This window comes from Amycolatopsis saalfeldensis (assembly GCF_900110575.1).
Lineage (GTDB): Bacteria > Actinomycetota > Actinomycetes > Mycobacteriales > Pseudonocardiaceae > Amycolatopsis > Amycolatopsis saalfeldensis.
Map to the genome: position 1 here is coordinate 207,709 of NZ_FOEF01000001.1, position 18,578 is coordinate 226,286.

22 protein-coding genes are annotated in these 18,578 nt (G+C 71.6%); 9 read left to right on the top strand and 13 right to left on the bottom strand.

Features of this window, described 5'->3' with window-relative positions; all coding sequences use genetic code 11:
- Nucleotides 1–41 precede the first annotated feature (41 nt).
- The 4 genes from BMY97_RS00810 to BMY97_RS00825 form a co-directional block, all read right to left on the bottom strand.
- Nucleotides 42–755, bottom strand: coding sequence for an anti-sigma factor family protein (locus tag BMY97_RS00810; RefSeq protein ID WP_091611015.1), 714 nt, complete (start codon nucleotides 753–755; stop codon nucleotides 42–44).
- The gene (locus BMY97_RS00815; RefSeq protein WP_091611018.1) at nucleotides 755–1,297 is read right to left on the bottom strand and encodes a sigma-70 family RNA polymerase sigma factor; all 543 of its coding nucleotides are present in this window, start codon (nucleotides 1,295–1,297) and stop codon (nucleotides 755–757) included. The genes BMY97_RS00810 and BMY97_RS00815 overlap by 1 nt, the downstream gene beginning before the upstream one ends.
- Nucleotides 1,298–1,574: 277 nt before the next feature.
- Nucleotides 1,575–2,639: a S1C family serine protease gene (locus BMY97_RS48090; RefSeq protein ID WP_245787074.1), complete on the bottom strand. Its 1,065-nt coding sequence runs from the start codon at nucleotides 2,637–2,639 to the stop codon at nucleotides 1,575–1,577.
- A 1,548-nt stretch (nucleotides 2,640–4,187) separates the two neighbouring features.
- Nucleotides 4,188–4,436: a hypothetical protein gene (locus tag BMY97_RS00825; RefSeq protein ID WP_091611021.1), complete on the bottom strand. Its 249-nt coding sequence runs from the start codon at nucleotides 4,434–4,436 to the stop codon at nucleotides 4,188–4,190.
- 128 nt (nucleotides 4,437–4,564) lie between these two features.
- On the opposite strand from BMY97_RS00825, the gene BMY97_RS00830 reads away from it, so the two are divergent.
- Nucleotides 4,565–5,476, top strand: a complete 912-nt coding sequence (locus BMY97_RS00830) for a DUF3800 domain-containing protein (protein WP_245787075.1) — start codon at nucleotides 4,565–4,567, stop codon at nucleotides 5,474–5,476.
- Here BMY97_RS00830 and BMY97_RS00835 read toward each other — a convergent pair.
- Together BMY97_RS00835 and BMY97_RS45720 are read right to left on the bottom strand one after the other, a co-directional pair.
- Nucleotides 5,457–5,876, bottom strand: a complete 420-nt coding sequence (locus BMY97_RS00835) for a DUF5709 domain-containing protein (protein WP_091611027.1) — start codon at nucleotides 5,874–5,876, stop codon at nucleotides 5,457–5,459. The two genes, BMY97_RS00830 and BMY97_RS00835, sit on opposite strands and share 20 nt — an antisense overlap.
- Before the next feature lie 30 nt (nucleotides 5,877–5,906).
- Entirely contained in the window at nucleotides 5,907–6,122 is a 216-nt protein-coding gene (locus BMY97_RS45720) for a hypothetical protein (RefSeq protein ID WP_143086092.1), read from the bottom strand.
- Between BMY97_RS45720 and BMY97_RS00840 the strand changes: the two genes are divergently transcribed.
- From BMY97_RS00840 to BMY97_RS00860, 5 genes are all read left to right on the top strand, one after another.
- The gene (locus BMY97_RS00840) at nucleotides 6,112–6,666 is read left to right on the top strand and encodes a hypothetical protein (protein WP_143086093.1); all 555 of its coding nucleotides are present in this window, start codon (nucleotides 6,112–6,114) and stop codon (nucleotides 6,664–6,666) included. The two genes, BMY97_RS45720 and BMY97_RS00840, sit on opposite strands and share 11 nt — an antisense overlap.
- A 50-nt stretch (nucleotides 6,667–6,716) precedes the next feature.
- Complete coding sequence (locus BMY97_RS00845; protein ID WP_091612743.1) at nucleotides 6,717–8,183, top strand: AlkA N-terminal domain-containing protein; 1,467 nt, start codon at nucleotides 6,717–6,719, stop codon at nucleotides 8,181–8,183.
- 11 nt (nucleotides 8,184–8,194) lie between these two features.
- Nucleotides 8,195–8,689: a methylated-DNA--[protein]-cysteine S-methyltransferase gene (locus BMY97_RS00850; protein ID WP_245787076.1), complete on the top strand. Its 495-nt coding sequence runs from the start codon at nucleotides 8,195–8,197 to the stop codon at nucleotides 8,687–8,689.
- Nucleotides 8,690–8,764: 75 nt separating this feature from the next.
- Nucleotides 8,765–10,135, top strand: a complete 1,371-nt coding sequence (locus BMY97_RS00855; protein ID WP_091611036.1) for an NAD-dependent succinate-semialdehyde dehydrogenase — start codon at nucleotides 8,765–8,767, stop codon at nucleotides 10,133–10,135.
- 165 nt (nucleotides 10,136–10,300) lie between these two features.
- Nucleotides 10,301–10,726: a cold-shock protein gene (locus tag BMY97_RS00860; RefSeq protein ID WP_245787077.1), complete on the top strand. Its 426-nt coding sequence runs from the start codon at nucleotides 10,301–10,303 to the stop codon at nucleotides 10,724–10,726.
- A 57-nt stretch (nucleotides 10,727–10,783) separates the two neighbouring features.
- On the opposite strand, the gene BMY97_RS00865 is transcribed toward BMY97_RS00860, so the two are convergent.
- The 4 genes from BMY97_RS00865 to BMY97_RS00880 form a co-directional block, all read right to left on the bottom strand.
- On the bottom strand, nucleotides 10,784–11,617 hold the full coding sequence (locus BMY97_RS00865) for an isocitrate lyase/PEP mutase family protein (protein ID WP_091611041.1): 834 nt from the start codon (nucleotides 11,615–11,617) through the stop codon (nucleotides 10,784–10,786).
- Between the two features lie 75 nt (nucleotides 11,618–11,692).
- The gene (locus BMY97_RS00870; protein WP_091611044.1) at nucleotides 11,693–12,697 is read right to left on the bottom strand and encodes an alcohol dehydrogenase catalytic domain-containing protein; all 1,005 of its coding nucleotides are present in this window, start codon (nucleotides 12,695–12,697) and stop codon (nucleotides 11,693–11,695) included.
- A gap of 69 nt (nucleotides 12,698–12,766) precedes the next feature.
- Nucleotides 12,767–13,414: a peptide deformylase gene (locus tag BMY97_RS00875; protein ID WP_245787078.1), complete on the bottom strand. Its 648-nt coding sequence runs from the start codon at nucleotides 13,412–13,414 to the stop codon at nucleotides 12,767–12,769.
- Entirely contained in the window at nucleotides 13,411–13,977 is a 567-nt protein-coding gene (locus BMY97_RS00880) for a TetR/AcrR family transcriptional regulator (RefSeq protein ID WP_091611046.1), read from the bottom strand. Before BMY97_RS00880 ends, BMY97_RS00875 begins: the two co-directional genes overlap by 4 nt.
- 52 nt (nucleotides 13,978–14,029) lie before the next feature.
- Here BMY97_RS00880 and BMY97_RS00885 point away from each other — a divergent pair, with 52 nt between their 5' ends.
- A complete protein-coding gene (locus BMY97_RS00885) occupies nucleotides 14,030–15,238 on the top strand; it encodes a cysteine desulfurase-like protein (protein WP_091611049.1) in 1,209 nt (402 codons plus the stop codon).
- A gap of 12 nt (nucleotides 15,239–15,250) precedes the next feature.
- Here the strand turns inward: BMY97_RS00885 and BMY97_RS00890 are convergent, their stop codons facing one another.
- Nucleotides 15,251–15,772, bottom strand: coding sequence for an LmrA/YxaF family transcription factor (locus BMY97_RS00890; protein ID WP_342743985.1), 522 nt, complete (start codon nucleotides 15,770–15,772; stop codon nucleotides 15,251–15,253).
- Nucleotides 15,705–16,340: a GNAT family N-acetyltransferase gene (locus BMY97_RS48095; protein ID WP_091611054.1), complete on the bottom strand. Its 636-nt coding sequence runs from the start codon at nucleotides 16,338–16,340 to the stop codon at nucleotides 15,705–15,707. The genes BMY97_RS00890 and BMY97_RS48095 overlap by 68 nt, the downstream gene beginning before the upstream one ends.
- Before the next feature lie 323 nt (nucleotides 16,341–16,663).
- On the opposite strand from BMY97_RS48095, the gene BMY97_RS00900 reads away from it, so the two are divergent.
- Both BMY97_RS00900 and BMY97_RS00905 read left to right on the top strand, forming a co-directional pair.
- Nucleotides 16,664–17,086: a hypothetical protein gene (locus BMY97_RS00900; RefSeq protein ID WP_091611057.1), complete on the top strand. Its 423-nt coding sequence runs from the start codon at nucleotides 16,664–16,666 to the stop codon at nucleotides 17,084–17,086.
- Between the two features lie 155 nt (nucleotides 17,087–17,241).
- Nucleotides 17,242–17,862 (top strand): Rv1733c family protein, encoded by a 621-nt coding sequence (locus tag BMY97_RS00905; RefSeq protein WP_091611059.1) that lies wholly within the window; start codon nucleotides 17,242–17,244, stop codon nucleotides 17,860–17,862.
- A gap of 29 nt (nucleotides 17,863–17,891) precedes the next feature.
- Here BMY97_RS00905 and BMY97_RS00910 read toward each other — a convergent pair whose 3' ends face one another.
- Nucleotides 17,892–18,542 carry a DUF998 domain-containing protein gene (locus BMY97_RS00910; RefSeq protein ID WP_091611062.1) on the bottom strand — a complete coding sequence of 217 codons (651 nt, stop codon included), beginning with the start codon at nucleotides 18,540–18,542 and terminating at the stop codon, nucleotides 17,892–17,894.
- Nucleotides 18,543–18,578: the final 36 nt, after the last annotated feature.

The following is an 18,578-nucleotide window of genomic DNA, read 5'->3' on the forward strand; positions in this document are numbered from 1 at the left end:
GTACTTTCGGCCCGTCCGTCTGTCCTCAGTGGACCAACCGGTCAGGCGTCCGCCTGGACGAACTCGTGGCCGTCGGTGTTCTCGACCACGACCGAGGCGACGTCGGCGGGGGCGACGAGCGCGGAGCCGTAGAGCTTGGCGCCCTCGCGGGAGGCCTTCTCCGACACCAGCCAGCCGCCGGCGATCTCGCGGTCGCCGTTCTTGCCCACCACCACGAGCCGGCACTTCTGCCCGGCCGGGATGCCGCTCACGGACGCCTCCACCTTGACCCAGCCCGCGGCGGGCACGATGCTCGCCGTCAACTTGGCCCCGGGCCCGCTGCCGGTGACGACCTTCGTACCGGGCACGGCGGTCGACGTCGCGGGAGGCGGCGGTTGCTGCCCCGCCCCGGCCTCCGGCGACGCGCCGCCCGAGCCCGAGCGGCCGACCAGCACCCCGCCGCCCAGCGCGGCGGCGACGACCACCACAGCGGCCGCGACCGTGAGGAACCGGCCCCGGCCGGCCGAACTGCGCGCCTCCGAGCGCACCTGTCGCAGCGTGCGCTGAAGCAGCAGGTCACCGCCCTCGGGCGGATCGTCCAGCAGCGCCTCGGGCGGCAGCGCGCCGAGGAACTCCCGCATCTCGTTCAGCGACTCGACCTCGGCGCGGCAGTCCCCGCACGTCGCCAGGTGGGTCTCAGCAGCCTGTGCCTCGCCCGGGGACAGCTCACCGGCGACGTAGCCGGCCAGGTCCGCGTGCTCGTCGTGCATGCCCATCAGGCCACCCCCTCCGCCCGCTGGTTCCCGAACAGCTCACGCAACGCGCGCAGGCCGTAGTACGAGCGGGATTTCACGGTCCCCGGCGGGATACCCAGTTTTTCGGCGGCTTCGGTCACGGTCCGGCCGTGCAGGTACATCTGCTCGAGGACCTCACGGTGCTCCAGCGACAGCCCGTCCAGCGCGGAGAGCACCACCATCGAATCCACGACCTGGTCCGAGTGGTCGCGCTCCACGGCGACGGTGGTCGGCGACTCGGCGACCTCCGCGGGCCGCGCGTCGCGGGCCCGGACCTTGTCGATCACCAGGTTGCGGACCACGGTCAGCAGCCAGCCGCGTACCGAGCCCTTGCCGTTGACCAGGCTCTCCGGGTTGCGCCAAGCGCGCACCAGCGCCTCCTGCACCACGTCCTCGGCGGCGCTGCGGTCACCGAGGAGCCTGGTGGCGTAGGCGAGCATCGCCTTGCCGTGCTCTTCGAACAACGAGCGGACGAGCGCCTCGTCGGCCACCTCTTGGCGGTGACGGGTTCTCAACCCGGCCATCCGGACCACCCTCCCGAACCGGCGAAGTCACCCCCGCCGTGTTGCGCAGAACTTTAGGACAGCGCGAACGGCCGTCCCCCACGAGGCTCGTATCCACTGACGGTGGCCAGGCCGGCCACGAGACAGTGAACACGTCCCTCGAATGGAGCAGTCCGCCAGTCGGGCGCGAGGTGTCCTTCGGACATCGAACCCTGCCCGTTCGTGCCAGGACATTACGGGCAGTTCGGCCAGTCCGGCGCAGGACAGCCGATTCCGCCGTCGGCGCTTCCGGAGGGGATCAGCCGACCGGCCCGCTCTCCGGCACCACCGTGGCCGTGGCCTGCTGCCCGCCCTGCCCGGCGACGGTGACCTTCAGCCGGTCGCCGGGATGACGGGTGTCCATCACGGTGATCAGCGCGGTCGCGGACCGCACCGGCTGCCCGTCGATCGCGACGACCAGCAGGTCCGGCTTCAGGCCGACCTTCGCGGCGGGGCCGCCGGCCACCAGCGACTTGATCAGCGCGCCCGAGCCGTTGCCCCCGTCGACCACGGTCAGCCCGAGGAACGCGCTGGGTCCGATGTGGACGGTCGGGGAAGCGCGCCCGGCCACGATCTGCGCCGCAATGGCCGCCGCCCGGTTGATCGGGATGGCGAACCCCTCGTGCGCGCGCTGGCCCTCCTCGAACTGGTAGCCCGCGCCGGCGGCGGTGTCGACGCCGATCACGCGCCCCTGCGCGTCGGCCAGCGAGCCGCCGGAATCGCCGGACTGGATGTCGGCGTCCACCTGGATCAGGTCGGTCAGGGTCTCGGTGGCGCCGGTGGTCTCGTCGGACGCGGTGATCGACTGGCCCAGCGCCGTCACCCGCCCCGGCGACACGATCGGCTGACCGCCGAGCCCGCCCGCATTGCCGAGCGCCACCACCCCGTCGCCGGCCACGACTTTCGCCGAATCGCCGAGCTGCGCGGCAGCCAGCCCGCTCGCCCCGTCGAGCTTGAGCACGGCGATGTCGTGACTCCGGTCGTACCCGAGCACGACGGCGCTGTACGCCCGCCCGTTGCCGATGTCGGTGGCCCGCACCGTGGCGGCGCCCTCGACCACGTGATTGTTGGTCAGGACCAGCCCGTCGGCACTCAGCACGATCCCGGTGCCCGCCGCGCCACCCTGTTCCAGCCCCAGCTGAACCTCGATGTTGACCAACGCCGGACTCACCTTCGCGGCTACCGCCGCGACGTCAAGGTTCGCCGGCACCGCCCGAGCCTCACTGACCGGCGCGGGAGCCGTCCCCTGCGCGTAGTGCCCCAGCGCGACCCCCGCAAGCACCGCGAGCACGAGGACCACCGCCGAGATCCCGAACGCCCGCAACCGCCCACGCCTCGCCTCGCCTCGTGGCCTGGGCCGATGCCCTGACCCCGACGGCAGCTCCGCTTGCGGCGGTGGCTGCTGTTGCGGTGGCTGCTGCTGCGTTACCTGCTGTGCCCACGGCGCACCGAGCAGACTGTCCGACTCTGAATCAGGCCCAGGCCCCGACGGCAGTCCACCGGCCGAAGCCGGTTGCTGCACCCAAGGCGCACCGACCGGGCCGTCTGGTTCCGGCCCGGACCCCGAACCTCGCTGCGGAGCCGCCGACTGCTGCGTCCACGGCGCACTGAGCGGACTATCCGACTCCGGCGCAGATCCAGGCCTTGCAGCCGAGCCCGAGCCAGACTGCAGGGTCGCCGACTGCACCGATTCCTGCGCCCTCGGCGCACCAAGCACGCCGTCCGACCCCGGCCCAGATCCAGGCCCCGTGGCCGAGCCCGGGTTTGGCCACGGGGCCGCCGGCTGCTGCGCCAGAGGGGCGCTGAGCTGGGCATTCGGGGCCGGCGCCGGTCCTGGCCCCTGGCCCGGAGCAGGCCGCGGGCCAGGCGGGGCCGTGGGCTGCACCGGTTGCTGCGCCCATGGCGCGCCGAGCGGAGAGTTCGGCTGCTCGGTCATCGTGGGTGTTCACCTGCCGCTCGGATCGATCCGTCACCTACACGGGTCCCGTGCCGGCGCGGTTCAACCGACACGATCGGGGAGAGTACTGCCGTCCGCCTGCCGCCGTGGGTTAGGTTCGAGTTGATCTTGCTCCCTTCACCAGGTCGGCGCCAGGCCGGCGCGGGGTACTGGGATCACCGCCACGGCCGCCGACCGCCGTGCCGCCGGGAGCGCGGTGCACACCCGCCCTCCCGGCGGCCGGTCGGCAACCGCCTCGCCCTCCGGACAGCCGGTCAACCACCACATCGCAGTCCCGGCAACCGGTTAGCTGCCGCATCTCAGTCCCACCTGCAGGTCAACCGCCGCACCACGTCCCGGCAACCGGTCAGCCGCCACACCTCGATCCCGGCAGCCGGCCAACCGCCACACCTCGGCCCCGGCAGCCGGGCAACAGCCGCACCGAGTCCCGGCAACCAGCCAACCGCCACACCTCGGCCCCGGCAGCCGGGCAACAGCCGCACCGAGTCCCGGCAACCGGTCAACCGCCACACCTCGGCCCCGGCAATCGGGCAACAGCCGCACCGCGTCGCGGCAACCAGCCAACCGCCACCTCTCGATCCCGGCAGCCGGGCAACAGCCGCACCGAGTCCCGGCGACCGGCCAACCGCCACATCTCGGCTTCGGCAGGCGGTCAATAGCCGCATCGCGTTCAGTTGGTCAGTGGCTCGCGCACGCAGCCAGTCGTCCGCCGAACTCGATGTACGTCGACGCGTCAGTCCAGTGCGCAGCGCGATAAGACGCCGGCTCGACGCGGGGCAGCGTGCGGCTCCACGCGTCGAAAATTCCTTGGGGCAGAAGAGAACCCGCGTCGAACCGAACGGCGTGACAGGACCATTCACACTCGGCAGCCCGGGCACCGTGCACGGCCGACCGAGACGAGGCACAGTCCCAGACTCAAGCAGCCAACCGCACCGCGCCGAGGTCGGTCAGGACCACGGGGCTGTCCACCGTGCCGCGGCGGCGGGCCACTGCGGCGAGGCCGCGGCGCAGGAGCCGGTCCAGTGCCTGGCATTCCCACGGCGGCACGCGCCCGCCCGCGGACCACAGGTAACACGTCGCCGCCCCCAGGAATCCATTGTGGACGGCCAGCAGGCCCCGCCGCACGTCTTCGAGCGCTCGGACTTCCTCCTCCGCCAGCACCATGACGACTCCCTTCGCCGTCCCCCATGGTGCGCCGCCGGCGGCCATGGTCACATCCGGGAAAATCACCCCAGGGGTTCCCTGAGAAACGGGGTCGCCGCGGTCACCGCGGTCTGGCAGGATCCGGGTGCGTGCGGCCCAGGCGCGTTCCCGCCGGGGACGTCGCGGAGATCGCGTGCGACGAGTCCGGTTCCGAGGGCGAGAACCTCATCGGCGCGAACACGGACGTGTTCGCCCACGCCGGCGTCCGGCTGACCGTGGCCGAGGCCGCCGGCTGCGTCGCCGAGCTGCGCGAACGGATCCGCTCGCCCGCGCTGGAGTACAAGGCGAACCACCTGCTCAGGGGCAAGAACCGCGCGGCGCTCGTGTGGCTGCTGGGGCCGTCCGGACCGCTCCCTGGCGACGCGAGCGTGCTGCTGGCCGACAAGGCGCTGTTCGTCGCGGGCAAGGTGGTGGACCTGCTCGTGGACCAGGTCCCCTACCCCGAATGCCTCAACCGGCGCCCGGACGCGCGGGCCCTCGCCCTGCACCGTGAAGGAGCGCGCACCGAAGGCTGGACGGAATTCCTGCGCTCGTTCACCGATCTGCTGCGCACCTCACCGCGTCACGAGGGAACGTCGCCCGCGGAGTTCTTCGCGCGGGCCGGACGGTTCGCGCGGGCGCGGCCGCACATCGAGGAATTACGGGCACAGCTGCTCGCGAACCCCAAGCTCGTGCCGCCGCTGGACCCGCTGATGCCCGCGCTCGTCGACACCGTCGCGCACTGGCGGCCCACCACCATCGTCCACGACGAACAGCAGTCGCTCACGCCCGAGCGGCTCGATCTGCTCCTCGGGCCCGGCCGTGACCTGCGCTTCGTCGATTCCCGCGCCGACCCGCGGGTCCAGGTGGCGGACTTCCTGGCCGGCGTCGCGCGACGGATCGCCGAAGACCACCTGCACGGCCACGCCGACGCCGAGCTGACCGGCCTGCTCCGGCCGTACGTGCTCCCGGCCTCGGTGTGGGCCGAAGATCACGCTCTGCCTAGAGGTCCCGCGGGCTGACAACGTGCACGGCCGCTTCCTCGGCAGAAGCAGCGCCACCGTCGATGCCGACGTCGGAAGCGTGCAGCTCCTCGTCACTGTCGACGCCGAAGCCCTCGTTGGTCGCGACCAGCCGGCCCGAGCGCAGGTCGCCGACCTCGTCGTCGACCAGTTCGCCGTCGGTGTCCTCGCTGTCGCCGAGGCCGTCGCTGGTGTCGTACGGGGTGTCGGGCACTTCGCGCGCGAGGCGGCCATCCCAGCTCTCGCCGGTCAGCTCCTCGCCCGCCGTGGTGCCCCAGTCATTGACCGCCAACGGCCGCTCGGGCGGCGAGTAGCCCTCGTCGTACGGATCGCTGTCCTGCAGGGTGTCCTCGGAGTCCAGCACGCCGGTGTCGGCGTTGTCCTCGATGTCGTCGTCCACGACGGCTCCTCTCGGGTGCTTCTCCGAAGGCTACTGCGCGTCGTCGATATCCTCCCCGCGCCGATGCGCACGGAGAGGAGTCAACGGGTGACGCAGTGGGGTGGGCCGACGATGCTGGCCCTGTTCGCCGGGTTCGGGCTCGCGATCGTGCTCGTGGTGCCGTACGTCGCGGTCAGCCACCGGCGACGCGGCGAGTTCGGCGTGGGCCGGGCGATCGTGGGCCTCGCCTTCGTTCTTGAGCGACATGCGGCAGTTCAACACCGGGCTGCTCGGCAACCCGGCGCTGCGGCAGGTGCTGTTCAACGTCGCGCTGTTCGTGCCATGGGGGGTGTTCGCCCGGCGGTTCCAGCCGGCCCCGGAGGAGCCCCGTCCGGTCCGCACCGGACGGCGGCTGCTGGGCATGGTGCTCGATCTGGTGGGCGTCACAGTGCTCGGCGCCGGGCTGGTCGTCCGCGTGCGCGCGGTGGAATACCTCCACGACCCCGCGCAGCTCACCGGCCGGGGCGAGCCGATGCTCGACGCCGCGCTCGGCACCCGGCTGCCCGCCGTGGTGCTGCTGCTCGTCCGGCAACGGCGTGACTGTCGGCCAGCGCGCGGTGCTGCTGACCAGTGTCAACGCGCGCGGCGAGAAGCCGTCCGCCTTCGCGTCTGTGGTGCGCTTTCTCGTGGGCTCCGGCGGCTACTTCCTGCTGTCCGGCCTCTCAACGGCAACCGGCCAGCTGTCCACGCTCAGCACGTGGTGGCTCGTGGCGAACGTGCTCTTCGTCTTCTTCACTGCGCTCAAGGGTGATGTCGTTTTTTCGCGAGGTTTTGTCGGTCACCCCGGGCAGACTGACCATCGTGTACGAGGACACCGAACGCTGCGTCCGCGCGGTGCAGTCGAAGGACGAGCGGTTCGACGGGTGGTTCTTCACCGCCGTGGTGACCACCGGGATCTACTGCCGGCCGAGTTGCCCCGTCGTACCTCCCAAGGTCGAGAACATGCGCTTCCACCCCAGCGCCGCGGCCGCGCAGGCGGCGGGGTTCCGGGCGTGCAAACGCTGCCGCCCCAACGCCTCGCCCGGATCACCGCAGTGGAACGAGCGCGCGGACCTCGTCGCGCGGGCCATGCGGCTGATCGCGGACGGGGTGGTCGACCGGGAGGGCGTCACCGGGCTCGCCGCGCGGCTCGGGTACAGCGTCCGGCAGGTGGAGCGGCAGGTGTACGCCGAGTTGGGCGCGGGGCCTCTCGCGCTCGCGCGGGCCCAGCGTGCGGAGACCGCGCGACTGCTCGTGGAGACCACCCGGATGCCGATGGGCGACGTCGCGCACGCCGCCGGGTTCGCCAGCCTCCGCACGTTCAACGACACCGTGCGCACGGTTTTCGCGCTGACACCCAGTGAACTGCGGTCGCGCGCAAAAGGCGCGGAGCAGGCGTCGCCGGGCGGGCTTTCGCTGCGGTTGCCGTTTCGCAAGCCGCTGTGCCCGGACAACCTCTTCGGCCACCTCGCGGCCACGGCAGTGCCCGGCGTCGAGGAATGGCGCGACGGCGCATACCGCCGCACGCTGCGCCTGCCCCATGGCCACGGCGTGGTCTCACTGCGGCCGACTCCGGACCACATCGCGTGCCGGCTGAACCTCACCGATCTGCGCGACCTCGCGGCGGCGACCAGCCGCTGCCGGTGGCTGCTCGACCTCGACGCCGATCCGGTCGCGGTGGACGAGCAATTGGCGGCCGACCCCGAGCTCGCGCCACTCGTCGCGAAGAACCCCGGCCGCCGGGTGCCGCGGACGACGGACCCGGACGAGTTCGCCGTCCGCGCGGTGCTCGGCCAGCAGGTGTCCACGGCCGCGGCCCGCACCCACGCTGCGCGGCTGGTGCTGGCCCACGGCACCGCGATCGAGGACCGCGAGGGCGGCCTCACCCACCTGTTCCCGCTCCCGCAGGACTTGGCGGGCCTCGATCCCGAGACTCTCGCGATGCCGAAGTCACGCCGGTCCACACTGCTCGGGCTGCTCGACGCGCTGACCTCGGGCGAGGTGGACCTGACCGTCGGCGGCGACTGGGACCGGGCGCGGGCCCAGCTGGCCGGGCTGCGCGGCTTCGGACCGTGGACGGTGGAGACCATCGCCATGCGCGCGCTGGGCGATCCCGACGCGTTCGTCGCCACCGACCTGGGCATCAAGCTCGCCGCCGAGGCGTTGGGGCTGCCCGTGAAACCGGCCGGGCTGATCGAACGCGCCGAGCGCTGGCGGCCCTGGCGCGCGTACGCCGTCCAGTATCTGTGGGCCACCGGCGACCACGCCGTGAACCGCATCCCCGCATGACAGGAACGACCATGCCCACCACCGTGCACACGATGCTGGGAAGCCCGGTGGGCGAGCTGACCCTCGTCGCCCGCGACGGCCGGCTCGCCGGCGTCTACATGACACGGCAGCGGCACCTGCCGCCGCGGGAAACGTTCGGCGAACGTGACGAGCGGCCGTTCGGCGGGGTGATCACCCAGCTCGAGGAGTACTTCGCGGGCTCGCGCACCGAGTTCGACCTGCCGCTCGCACTGCACGGGACGCCGTTCCAGCAGACGGTCTGGCGCGCGCTGACCACCATCCCGTACGGCGAGACGACCAGCTACGGCGAGCTGGCGGAGCAGATCGGGCGGCCGGCTGCCTCGCGGGCGGTCGGGCTGGCCAACGGCAAGAACCCGGTCAGCATCATCGTGCCCTGCCACCGGGTGGTCGGCAGCAGCGGCAGCCTCACCGGCTACGGCGGCGGGCTCGACCGCAAACGGCAGCTGCTGGACTTCGAAAGCGGCCGCGCCCCGGCACTCTTCTGAGCGATGAGCTGCGGTTTGGTGGCAGAGTGCGGACGGGTAACCGGCTCGTGAGAACCGCCGACGAAGGAGTGCGCTGTGGCCATCGAATCCGTGAACCCCGCGACCGGCGAACGGCTGCTCTCGTTCGACGCGCTGACCGCCGGCGAGCTCGACGGGAAGCTGGCGCGCGCGGCTCAGGCGTTCGCGAGCTACCGGCACACCTCGTACGCCGAGCGCGCCGGCTGGCTCCACCGCGCCGCCGACCTGCTCGACGAGGAGGCCGGTGAGCTGGGCCGGCTCGCGACGCTCGAGATGGGCAAGACGCTGGCCTCCGCCGTCGCGGAGGTGCACAAGAGCGCGAAGGGCTGCCGCTGGTACGCCGATCACGGCGAGGAGATGCTGGCGGACGAGCCCTGGCCGATCGACGGCGCGCGGGTGTTCACCCGCTACGAGCCGCTGGGCCCGGTGCTCGCGGTGATGCCGTGGAACTTCCCGTACTGGCAGGTTTTCCGGTTCGCGGCGCCGGCGCTGATGGCGGGCAACGCCGGGCTGCTCAAGCACGCTTCGAACGTGCCGCAGTGCGCGCTGAAGATCGAGGACGTGCTGCAGCGCGCGGGTTTCGCCGAGGGTGTTTTCCAGACGCTGCTCATCCCGTCCTCGGCCGTCAAGGGTGTGATCGAGGACGACCGCGTGCGCGCGGTGACGCTGACCGGCAGCGAGCCCGCCGGGCGGCAGGTGGCCGCGACGGCCGGCGGGGCGGTCAAGCCGAGCGTGCTGGAGCTGGGCGGGGCCGACCCGTTCATCGTGATGCCTTCGGCGGACGTCGAGGAAGCGGCGAAGCAGGCTGTGGCGTCGCGGATGTTGAACAACGGGCAGTCCTGCGTGAACGCGAAGCGCTTCCTGCTGCACGAGTCCATCGCCGACGAATTCCTGCGGCACATGGTCGCGCGGATGGAGGCCTTGAAGATCGGCGACCCGATGGCCGACGACACCGATCTCGGCCCGCTGTCTTCGGCCGATGCGGTGAAGACCCTCGACCAGCAGGTGCGAGACACCGTCGAAGCGGGCGCCGACGTGCTCACCGGCGGCACGCCCCTGGACGGCCCGGGTCACTTTTACCCGCCGACGGTGCTCGCCAACATCCCGGACGGCTCCCCCGGCCACCATGAGGAGTTCTTCGGCCCGGTCGCCCTGGTCTGGCGGGTCAGCAGCACCGACGAGGCGGTCCGCGTCGCCAACGACTCCCCGTTCGGCCTGAGCGGCTCGGCCTGGACCACCGACGAGGCCGAGCAGGAGAAGTTCGTCGCCGAGGTGGACACCGGCATGATGTACGTCAACAAGTTCACCGAGTCCACGCCGGAGGTCCCCTTCGGCGGCACCCGCAACTCGGGTTACGGCCGGGAGCTGGCCGCCTTCGGCCCGCGTTCGTTCGTGAACCCGAAAACCGTGTGGGTGCAAGGGAAGTAACCTGCTGCAGAACCCCCGCGCCGGCGATCCGGAACGGCGGGCGGCCACTGTCTCCGGTGGACGGACGACCTCTCCGCCGGCCCGGCCCGGCCACCGTCGCAGGCGTTCGGGCAGGCGCCTCCCGGCTCGCGCGACCTTCGTGGTTATCCTGCTGGCGACGGTGCGGTGGATCCGTCCGGTGGGATTTACGAGGATGAGGACAGTGCTGTGGTCACAGGTAAAGTTGTTCATTTCGACGAGGCTCGCGGGTTCGGTTTCGTCTCGCCCGACGACGGCGGGGACGATGTCTTCCTGCATGTGAATGACATTCACTTCGACAAGCGACTGCTCGCGCCCGGCGTGCAGCTGCAATTCGACACCGAAGAGGGCGACCGGGGCCTCAAGGCCGCCCGGGTCAGCCTGGTCGAAACCGGGCAGCGCCGTCCGGCGCACGACGACGATCTCGGTGACCTGCTGCCGGAACACGAGTTCCTCGAAGAGCTCACCGAGCAGCTGCTGGTCAAAGCGTCCTCGTTGAACGGTGAGCAGATCCTCGCCGTGCGGCGGTGCGTGACGGCGCTCGCGCGGTCTCACGGCTGGCTGGACGACTGACCGTGGTCGCCGCCGGGCAGGCGGCGACCACCGGCTCCGGCGGGCGCTGACCACGGCTCACCGTCCGAACAGGGCGTTCAGCGTGCCGAAGTCCAGGCTTTGCCCCAGCTCCGCATAGGTGCCCTTGGTCAGCATCTCGGCCGCCGCGCGTTCGGCGAGGGTGTACGCCGCCTGGGCGATGGCCGTGCCGACGGTCACCCGGCGGACGCCCACATCCGCAAGTTCGGACACCGAGGGCGCACCCGGACCCGCCATGGCGGCGACCGGGATCGGGGCGGCCGCGGTGAGCCCGCGCAGGACTTCGAGGTCCACCAGGCCGGGCACGAACAAGCAGTCCGCGCCCGCCTCGGCGTAGGCGGCGGCCCGGGCCAGCACGTCGTCCAGCCGGCCCTCCGGGGCGCCGACGCCGAACAGGTACACGTCGGTCCGCGCGTTGATCACCAGCTCCGGCAGCCCGGCCGCCGCTGCCGCCTCGCGGGCCGCACGCAGCCGTTCCGCCTGGTCCGATGGAGCGAACAGGTTCAGGGTGCCCGCGATCGAGTCCTCCAGGTTCACCCCGGCCGCGCCCGCCTCGACGACCGCCGAGACCGTGGCCGCGACGTCGGCCGGAGCCGCCCCGTAACCGCCCTCGATGTCCGCGCTCACCGGAACCGTGACGGCCGCGGCGATGCGCCGCACCGCCGCCACCATCTCCGCCCGGCTGAGCCGCTGCCCGTCGCCCTGACCAAGGGCCCACGAAACGCCGCCACTCGTCGTGGCGATCGCCGGGGCGCCCGCGCGCTCGATGACCGCCGCACTGCCCGCGTCCCAGGCGTTCGGCAGCACCAGCACTGACCCCTCATGCGCCGCCCTGAACGCCTTTGCCTTGTCCCGCAACGATTCCAGTGTCATGACGATCCTCCCCGGCCGGCGCTCGCCGACCCAGGGAGAAGCTAGCAGCGGGCACCGACAAAAACCGCGCGCCGATCAAGCTCCCAGTTCGAGCACCACGCGGAACCGGGCCTGGCCGGAGAGCATGCGCTCGTACGCCCGGGGCGCCTCGGCGAAGGGCAGCACCTCGGTCATCGGGTGGATGCCGCGGGCGTTCGCGAACGCCAGGCTGTCCTCGTTCTCGATCGACGAACCGGTAAGGCTGCCGCTGACGGTCCGCGTGCCGAAGATCAGGTCCGAGGTCTGCACCTCGATCGGGTCGGCCGCCGCGCCGACGACGATCAGCCGCCCGCGTGGCGCGAGGCCGGCGACCAGCGGGGACATGGACGCGCCGCTCGCGGCCGTCGCGACGATCGCCGCCGCGCCACCGAGCGCCTGCAACGCCCGTCCGGGGTCTTCGGCGGAGCTGTCGATGTAGTGGTCCGCGGCGAGCTCCGCCTTGTCCGTGCCCCGTGCGATGGCGGCAACGCGATAGCCGAGCGCCTTCGCGTATTGGACGCCGAGATGGCCGAGCCCGCCGATGCCCTGCACCGCGACCAGCGAACCAGGGCGGGCGTCGATCCGGCCGAGGGCGCTGTAGGTGGTCAGGCCGGCGCACAGCAGCGGCGCTGCGTCCACAGAGGACAGTCCATCGGGCACCCGGGCGAGGCCGGACGTCCGGGCGTACGCGTATTCGGCATACCCACCGTCCACGTCGCTGCCGGTCTGCGGTTGATCGGCGCAGTTGACGAAGTCCCCACGGCGGCAGTGCTCGCACTCGCCGCAGTGGCCGGCGAGGAAGCCGATGCCGACCCGTTCGCCCACCCGCCAGGCCCGCACCCCGGCGCCGACGGCGTCGATCACGCCGACGATCTCGTGCCCGGGCACCACCGGACGCTCGGGGTGGGCCCGCAGCCCTTCGACGCCGAGGACGTCGGAATGGCAGGCGCCGCAGTATTCGACCTTCACCCGCACCTGGCCGGGCAACGGCTCGGCCAGCTCCCGTTCGACCAGCCGGAACCGGCGGGACCCGGTGACCTCGAAGGCTCGGTAAGTTGTCATGAATTGAATATGACCGGTCGTCTTAAGCACTGTCAAAAGAGTTCGCCCGACGGATCGGGCGGAAAGTGTTCAGGGCAGCTCGAAGCCCAGTTCCTTCGCGGCGTTCTCCGGGGTCGGCTGGGCCCAGCGCTCGGCGACCGCGGCGTGGGTGGACAGGCTGCGCAGCTCCGCGCGGTCCAGGTACAGCGTCCCGCCCAGGTGGTCCGTCTCGTGCTGGACGATGCGGGCCGGCCAGCCGGCCAGCTCTTCCTCCAGCGACGAGCCCGTCTCGTCCTCCGTTTCGAGGCGGACGCGCAACGGGCGGGTAACCACCGCCTGCCAGCCGTGCACGCTCAGGCAGCCCTCGAAGAACGCGGCGCGCTCCTCGCCCAGCGGGGTGTAGCGCGGATTCACCAGGACCCGAAACGGCAGCGGCGCGATCCCGCGTGCCTCGAGCGTCGACGCGGGCACGCCGGGACGCTCCTGCGCGCGGTCCTCGACCACGGCGAGGCGCACCGGCAGACCGATCTGCGGCGCTGCCAAGCCGACGCCGGGAGCCTCGTGCATGGTCACCTTCATGCCTTCGATCAGCGCGGCCAGCGTGCCGTCGGCCAGCTCGCCCGCATACGGCAGCGCCGGGTTCCGCAGCACCGGGTCGCCCGCCTGGACGATGGGCCACGGCAGCGGCCGCGCGAGCAGTTCGTCCACCAGGTCGGTGAGCAAGCGCTCCCCCTTCACAACAGTGAGCCGAAGACGACCGCGAAGAAGTCGTCCAGCGGGGCGGCGGACTTCGCCACCTTGGCCCGGATGATCGCACCCTCCCACGCGTCCAGCACGAACCGGCCGAGCCGGTCGGCGTCGCGGTCGGCCGGGACCTCGCCGGCCCGCTGGGCCTCGCGGATCGACTCGGCGATGTGGCCCGACCACGAGCTCAGGCTGGCCGCGACCTGCTCGCGGATCACCGGGCTGTGGTCGGCGCGCTCGGCGCCCATGTTGCCGATCAGGCAGCCGCGGGTGAAATCAGCCGCGACCAGCACGTCGCGCATCACGCCGAAGCGGGCGCGGAGGGTGTCGAGCGGCCCGAGGTCGCCGTGCCCGTCGCGCCACCCGGAGTTCTCCGCGTACCGGGCGACGACCTCGGCCCCGAGGTCTTCCTTGCTCTTGAAGTGGTTGTAGAACGACCCTTTCGGCACTCCGGCGGCCCGGGTGATGGTGTCGACCGAGCAGGCCGCGAACCCGTGGCGGTGGAACTCCGTGACCGCCGTTTCGACGATCACCTCACGAACGCTGGGACGAGGCATCCCGCCAGCATATGACCGGTCGTCTCACCTTGCCAAGCAGCCGATCTGCGGCATGCTGGGCGACGTGGCCTACGACGTGAACGCGATCCGCAAGCACTTCCCCGCGCTGGACGAAGGCGCTGCCCACTTCGACGGGCCCGGCGGGTCCCAGGTGCCGGACGTGGTGGGCGAGGCCGTCGCCGCCACGCTCTGCTCCGCGATTTCCAACCGGGGCGCGATCACGCCCGCGGAACGCCGCGCCGACGGCATCGTCCGGGAGGCCCGTCAAGCGGCCGCCGACCTGCTGGCCGCCCGGCCCGAGGGCGTCGTCTTCGGGCGCAGCATGACGCAGGTGACCTACGACTTCTCGCGGGCCATCGCGAAGGACTGGCGCGCCGGTGACGAGGTCGTGGTCACCCGCCTCGACCACGACGCGAACATCCGGCCGTGGATCCAGGCCGCCGAGGCGCGCGGGGTCACCGTGCGCTGGGCCGACTTCGACCCGGTGACGGGTGAGCTGCCCGTCGACGCGGTGGCCTCGCTGCTTTCGGCGAAGACGCGGCTGGTGGCCGTGACGGCGGCGTCCAACCTGCTCGGCACCCGCCCGGACATCCCCGCCATCACGGCGAAAGCGCGTGAAGCGGGCGCGCTGAGCTACGTCGACGGCGTGCACCTCACGCCGCACTCGCCGGTGGACGTCGGCGAGCTGGGCGCGGACTTCTACGCGTGCTCGTCGTACAAGTTCCTCGGCCCTCACCTCGGCCTGCTGGCCGCGGCCCCGGAGCTGCTGGAGACGCTGCGGCCCGACAAGCTGGTGCCCTCCAGCGACGCCGTGCCCGAGCGGTTCGAACTCGGCACCCTGCCCTATGAACTGCTCGCGGGCGCCAGCTCGGCGATCGACTTCCTCGCCGGCCTCGTGCCGGCCGGAGGCGGCCGCCGAGAGCGCCTTCTGACGTCGATGGCCGAGCTGGAGGCACACGAGGAAGCCCTTCGCGAACGGCTCGACACCGGTCTCGCCGAGCTGCCCCGCGTGGTCCGATACGGCTCTCCGGACCGCCGCCGTACGCCGACGGTGCTGTTCACCGTCGAGGGCTTCACGCCGAAGGCCGTGTACGAGCACCTCGCGAGCCACGGGATCAACGCGCCGGCCGCGACGTTCTACGCCATCGAGTGCTCACGGCACCTCGGCCTCGGCGACACCGGCGCGGTCCGCGCGGGCATCGCGCCGTACACCACCGCCGCGGAGGTGGACCGGCTGATCAGCGCGGTGGCGGCCCTTTGACGGACCGGGACTTCAGGCGGACCGACGACGCCGCTTGTCCACCGCGCCGTCCAGCAGCGGCCGCAATTCCTCCACCACCACGTCGAGCGGGCCCACGTCCTGATGGGCGCGGGCCAGCACGACGGCGCCTTCCAGCGTGCTGATCATCAGCACCGCCAACGAGGCCGCGCGGTCCGGCGGAACTCCCAGCTGCGAAAGCGCCTCCGCGACCGGACGCTGCCAGCCGGTGAACGCGGAGCTGACGGCTTCGCGCAGCGGCTCGTTGACCGCGGCCGCGTCGGCGACCGTGGCGACCAGCGGACAGCCGCCGTCGTAGTCACGTTCGATCAGTTCATCGCGCCATTGGGCGGCCATCGCGGCGAAAAGACCGCCCGGCGTCGGCTCGTCGAGGGACTCGAAGCCGCGACGCACGCGGCGCGCGGCGTACCCGCCCGCCCAGTCCACGGCCTCGGCGAGGAGCTGGTCCTTACCCCGGGGGAAGTAGTGCTGGAGCGAGCCCCGCGGCGCACCCGCGTGCGCGACCACGTCCCGCATCCCGGTGCCGCCGACCCCGTGGGTCCTCAGCAGCTGCGCGGCGCTGAACACCATCCGCTCCCTGGCCGGCCTCTCCGCCATCAACGACCTCCTTCACCACGTTCGCCAGGCTAGCCGCCACGACCAGCTCGAAGTCCCGCTCGCCGCGCTCGAACACCGGGATCAGGCGGAACCCGTGCCGGCGCAGCAGGCCCTCGGCGGGCGCGTTGCCCTCCTGCACGGTCGCGTGCACCGTCCAGCCCTGCCAGCGGTCCTCCCGCCAGGCGTGCCGGACCAGCGCGCTCGCGACGCCCCGCCGATGCCACGCGTCCACCACGAGAATGCCGAGATCGGCGCGGCGCACGTCGTCCGGGACGAGGTTCAGCAAGCCGATCGGGACGTCGCCGGCCTTGGCGACGAGCGTGGTCCCGGCCAGCAGGTAAGGCCGGTAGAGCAGCAGGATCCGCTCCGCGTCCGGCGGCCCGCCGAGCATGAAGCGGAGCCGGAGGCTCTCCGGCGAGCACGCCCGGACCAGGCTGGTCACGTCTTCGTCCGTCGCCGGCCCGTCCACCGTTATGACAGCTGTCATAGTCCAGGTCTAGCACGGCAGGGCTGATCGACTCACTATGACGAGTGTCATAATATTGCTCACGCAGGCGACACGGCCAGGCTCCGCGAACCGGCCCCACCCCGCCGAAACGGTGGTACGCGGACCCCGGGAGGTTATTCGTATTCACGTGCCGTGTCCGCCATCACCCATAGGCGCTAAAAAAGCCGGAATTCATGCGTCGGTCACGATCAGTTCCCGCGTAGGCCTCATCGGGTGAAAACCGTTCCCAAAACCTCCCCGGACCCGGTTTTATCCCTATCTTTCAATGGACTCTCCAGCTCGGTCAGCAAAGGGGAAAGGCCATGACCCAGTCGCTCGAGGTTCCGACAAAGGAATTCTGCGTCGAGTGGACGATGGACGGCCATGAAGGCGGTCGCGTCCGCTTCACCCTCTCCGGGCAGGTGAGCCTGCTCGACGGCAAGCGTTTCTACAAAGTCGACGGCGTGCTCTACATCTCCGAAGGCAGCACGTACTGCCGGGAAATCGGAAATCCGCGGCTGTACGTCCGGCGCAACGGCGTCGAGGCGAGCGGGCGGCAATGGGGCTGGGAGACGATCAGCTCCCGCAAGACCGCGAACCGCCTCTGCTCGATGGACGGCTATTTCGTCCGCACCGGCTACTGGGCCCCCGCCGACCGCTCGATCCAGCTGAGCATCGTCGCGGAACACGGCCTGGGCCGCCGCAAGTCCTACAGCCCGACGGCCGCCCTCCGGCTGGTCGACTGAGCACCGGAACAGCCGGGCCGCGGCGACCCGCGTTCACTCACAGGGGCGACACCAGGCCCGAATGGTGCTGAGGAACACACTGATTTCTCCCTAAATCCTGGCAAAACGTTGTGCCGGACACAGCGCTCGTGAACCCGTCAGAGGAGCATGGGGGTATGCGGAACAAGGCCCGGGGCGGCAGACCGCCCCATCCCTGCACACGACTGCTCCGGCGGCTCGGGGCCGCCCGCAATCCACTCGTGCGGCGGTCCGACCGGCTCGAGGGCGCCTTCCTCGCGGTGGCGATCGTGCTCGCACTGCTGGCAGTCCCGCTGGTGCTGGCACTGGGGCAGGCGGACGTGGCCATGGAGACGGCGGCCTCCGACGCGCAGGCCCGCACCCGGCACGAGGTCATCGCGACCGTGCTGAAGACCGCACCGCAGCCCGCGGCCGTCGGCGACGGCGCGCCCATCACGCAGAACTCGCGCGTGACCGCCGGCTGGCGGCTGCCCAACGGCTCACCGCGCACCGGCGTGGTCACCGTGTCCGCCGGCGACGCGACCGTCGGCGCGCGGACGCCGATCTGGCTGGACCACCGGGGCAAGCAGACCACCGCTCCGCTGACCCGCGCCGACGCCGTGACCAACGGCGTGCTCGTGGGGGCCTTCGCCTGGCTGTGCGTGATCGCCCTGCTCACCGGGGCCTACTGGGTGGCCCGCCGGGTGCTCGACCGGCAGCGCGCGGCCCGGTGGGCGGCCGAGTGGCAGCAGTTCGCCGGCCCGGAAGCCGTGCGTTAGTCCACTGTGGACATCGGGTCGCCGGCGGCTCAAGCGGGCTGGGGCACTTCCGCCCGCGCTTGCGGGACGTCGGCCAAGAGGGTTTCGCCCTTGACGAGCCAGGCCAGCGCGAACGCGAAGATCGCCAGCGACTCGAGCCAGACCGTCGGGTGCAGTGACGCCGTGGCGGTGTTGAAGAAGAGGCCCACGAGCACGACCAGGGCCAGGCTGGCGAGCATCACCACCCCGCACACGCGGTACAGCACGTTGCGTGCCTTTTTCCTCGGCGTGGCAACGGAACCGTCCGACTTCGTGAACAGGAACAGGCAGAAGAAGGCCAGCGTCAGGAAGAACACTGCCGCGAAGACCAGGTGCGCCACGCCGATCGCGTGCTCCGTGGCGGTCGGCGAAGACGGGCTCGTGGGGAACAGCGCGACGCCGATGCCCGCGACCGCCGCGACGTCGGCCGCGATGTCGTCGATCCGGCCGTAGCCGCGATAGGAAATCAGGAACACGCCGATCGCGCACAGGATGCCGACGAAGACGTTGCGCATGTCGCTGTAGTAGTAGCCGCTCAACGAGCCGAGCAGGCCACCGCCTTCCAGGATCTCCTTGCCGGCGATCACGACGATCGGCAGGGCGAAGCCCAGCACCCCGATCGCGCGGCGGAGGAACAGGTACGAGCGGACGAGTGCGTTCATGGGTGGGGCCTCCCCGTGGTCCGACGCTGCCTGCCT

Excerpts from the sequence above, each read along its gene's own strand:
- BMY97_RS00810 (WP_091611015.1), bottom strand. The coding sequence starts at position 755 with ATGGGCATGCACGACGAGCACGCGGACCTGGCCGGCTACGTCGCCGGT.
- BMY97_RS00815 (WP_091611018.1), bottom strand. The coding sequence starts at position 1,297 with ATGGCCGGGTTGAGAACCCGTCACCGCCAAGAGGTGGCCGACGAGGCG.
- BMY97_RS00825 (WP_091611021.1), bottom strand. The coding sequence starts at position 4,436 with ATGGTGCTGGCGGAGGAGGAAGTCCGAGCGCTCGAAGACGTGCGGCGG.
- BMY97_RS45720 (WP_143086092.1), bottom strand. The coding sequence starts at position 6,122 with ATGTCGCTCAAGAACGAAGGCGAGGCCCACGATCGCCCGGCCCACGCC.
- BMY97_RS00850 (WP_245787076.1), top strand. The coding sequence starts at position 8,195 with ATGCCCACCACCGTGCACACGATGCTGGGAAGCCCGGTGGGCGAGCTG.
- BMY97_RS00865 (WP_091611041.1), bottom strand. The coding sequence starts at position 11,617 with ATGACACTGGAATCGTTGCGGGACAAGGCAAAGGCGTTCAGGGCGGCG.
- BMY97_RS00870 (WP_091611044.1), bottom strand. The coding sequence starts at position 12,697 with ATGACAACTTACCGAGCCTTCGAGGTCACCGGGTCCCGCCGGTTCCGG.
- BMY97_RS00880 (WP_091611046.1), bottom strand. The coding sequence starts at position 13,977 with ATGCCTCGTCCCAGCGTTCGTGAGGTGATCGTCGAAACGGCGGTCACG.
- BMY97_RS00885 (WP_091611049.1), top strand. The coding sequence starts at position 14,030 with ATGCTGGGCGACGTGGCCTACGACGTGAACGCGATCCGCAAGCACTTC.
- BMY97_RS00890 (WP_342743985.1), bottom strand. The coding sequence starts at position 15,772 with ATGCGGGACGTGGTCGCGCACGCGGGTGCGCCGCGGGGCTCGCTCCAG.
- BMY97_RS48095 (WP_091611054.1), bottom strand. The coding sequence starts at position 16,340 with ATGACAGCTGTCATAACGGTGGACGGGCCGGCGACGGACGAAGACGTG.
- BMY97_RS00900 (WP_091611057.1), top strand. The coding sequence starts at position 16,664 with ATGACCCAGTCGCTCGAGGTTCCGACAAAGGAATTCTGCGTCGAGTGG.
- BMY97_RS00905 (WP_091611059.1), top strand. The coding sequence starts at position 17,242 with ATGCGGAACAAGGCCCGGGGCGGCAGACCGCCCCATCCCTGCACACGA.
- BMY97_RS00910 (WP_091611062.1), bottom strand. The coding sequence starts at position 18,542 with ATGAACGCACTCGTCCGCTCGTACCTGTTCCTCCGCCGCGCGATCGGG.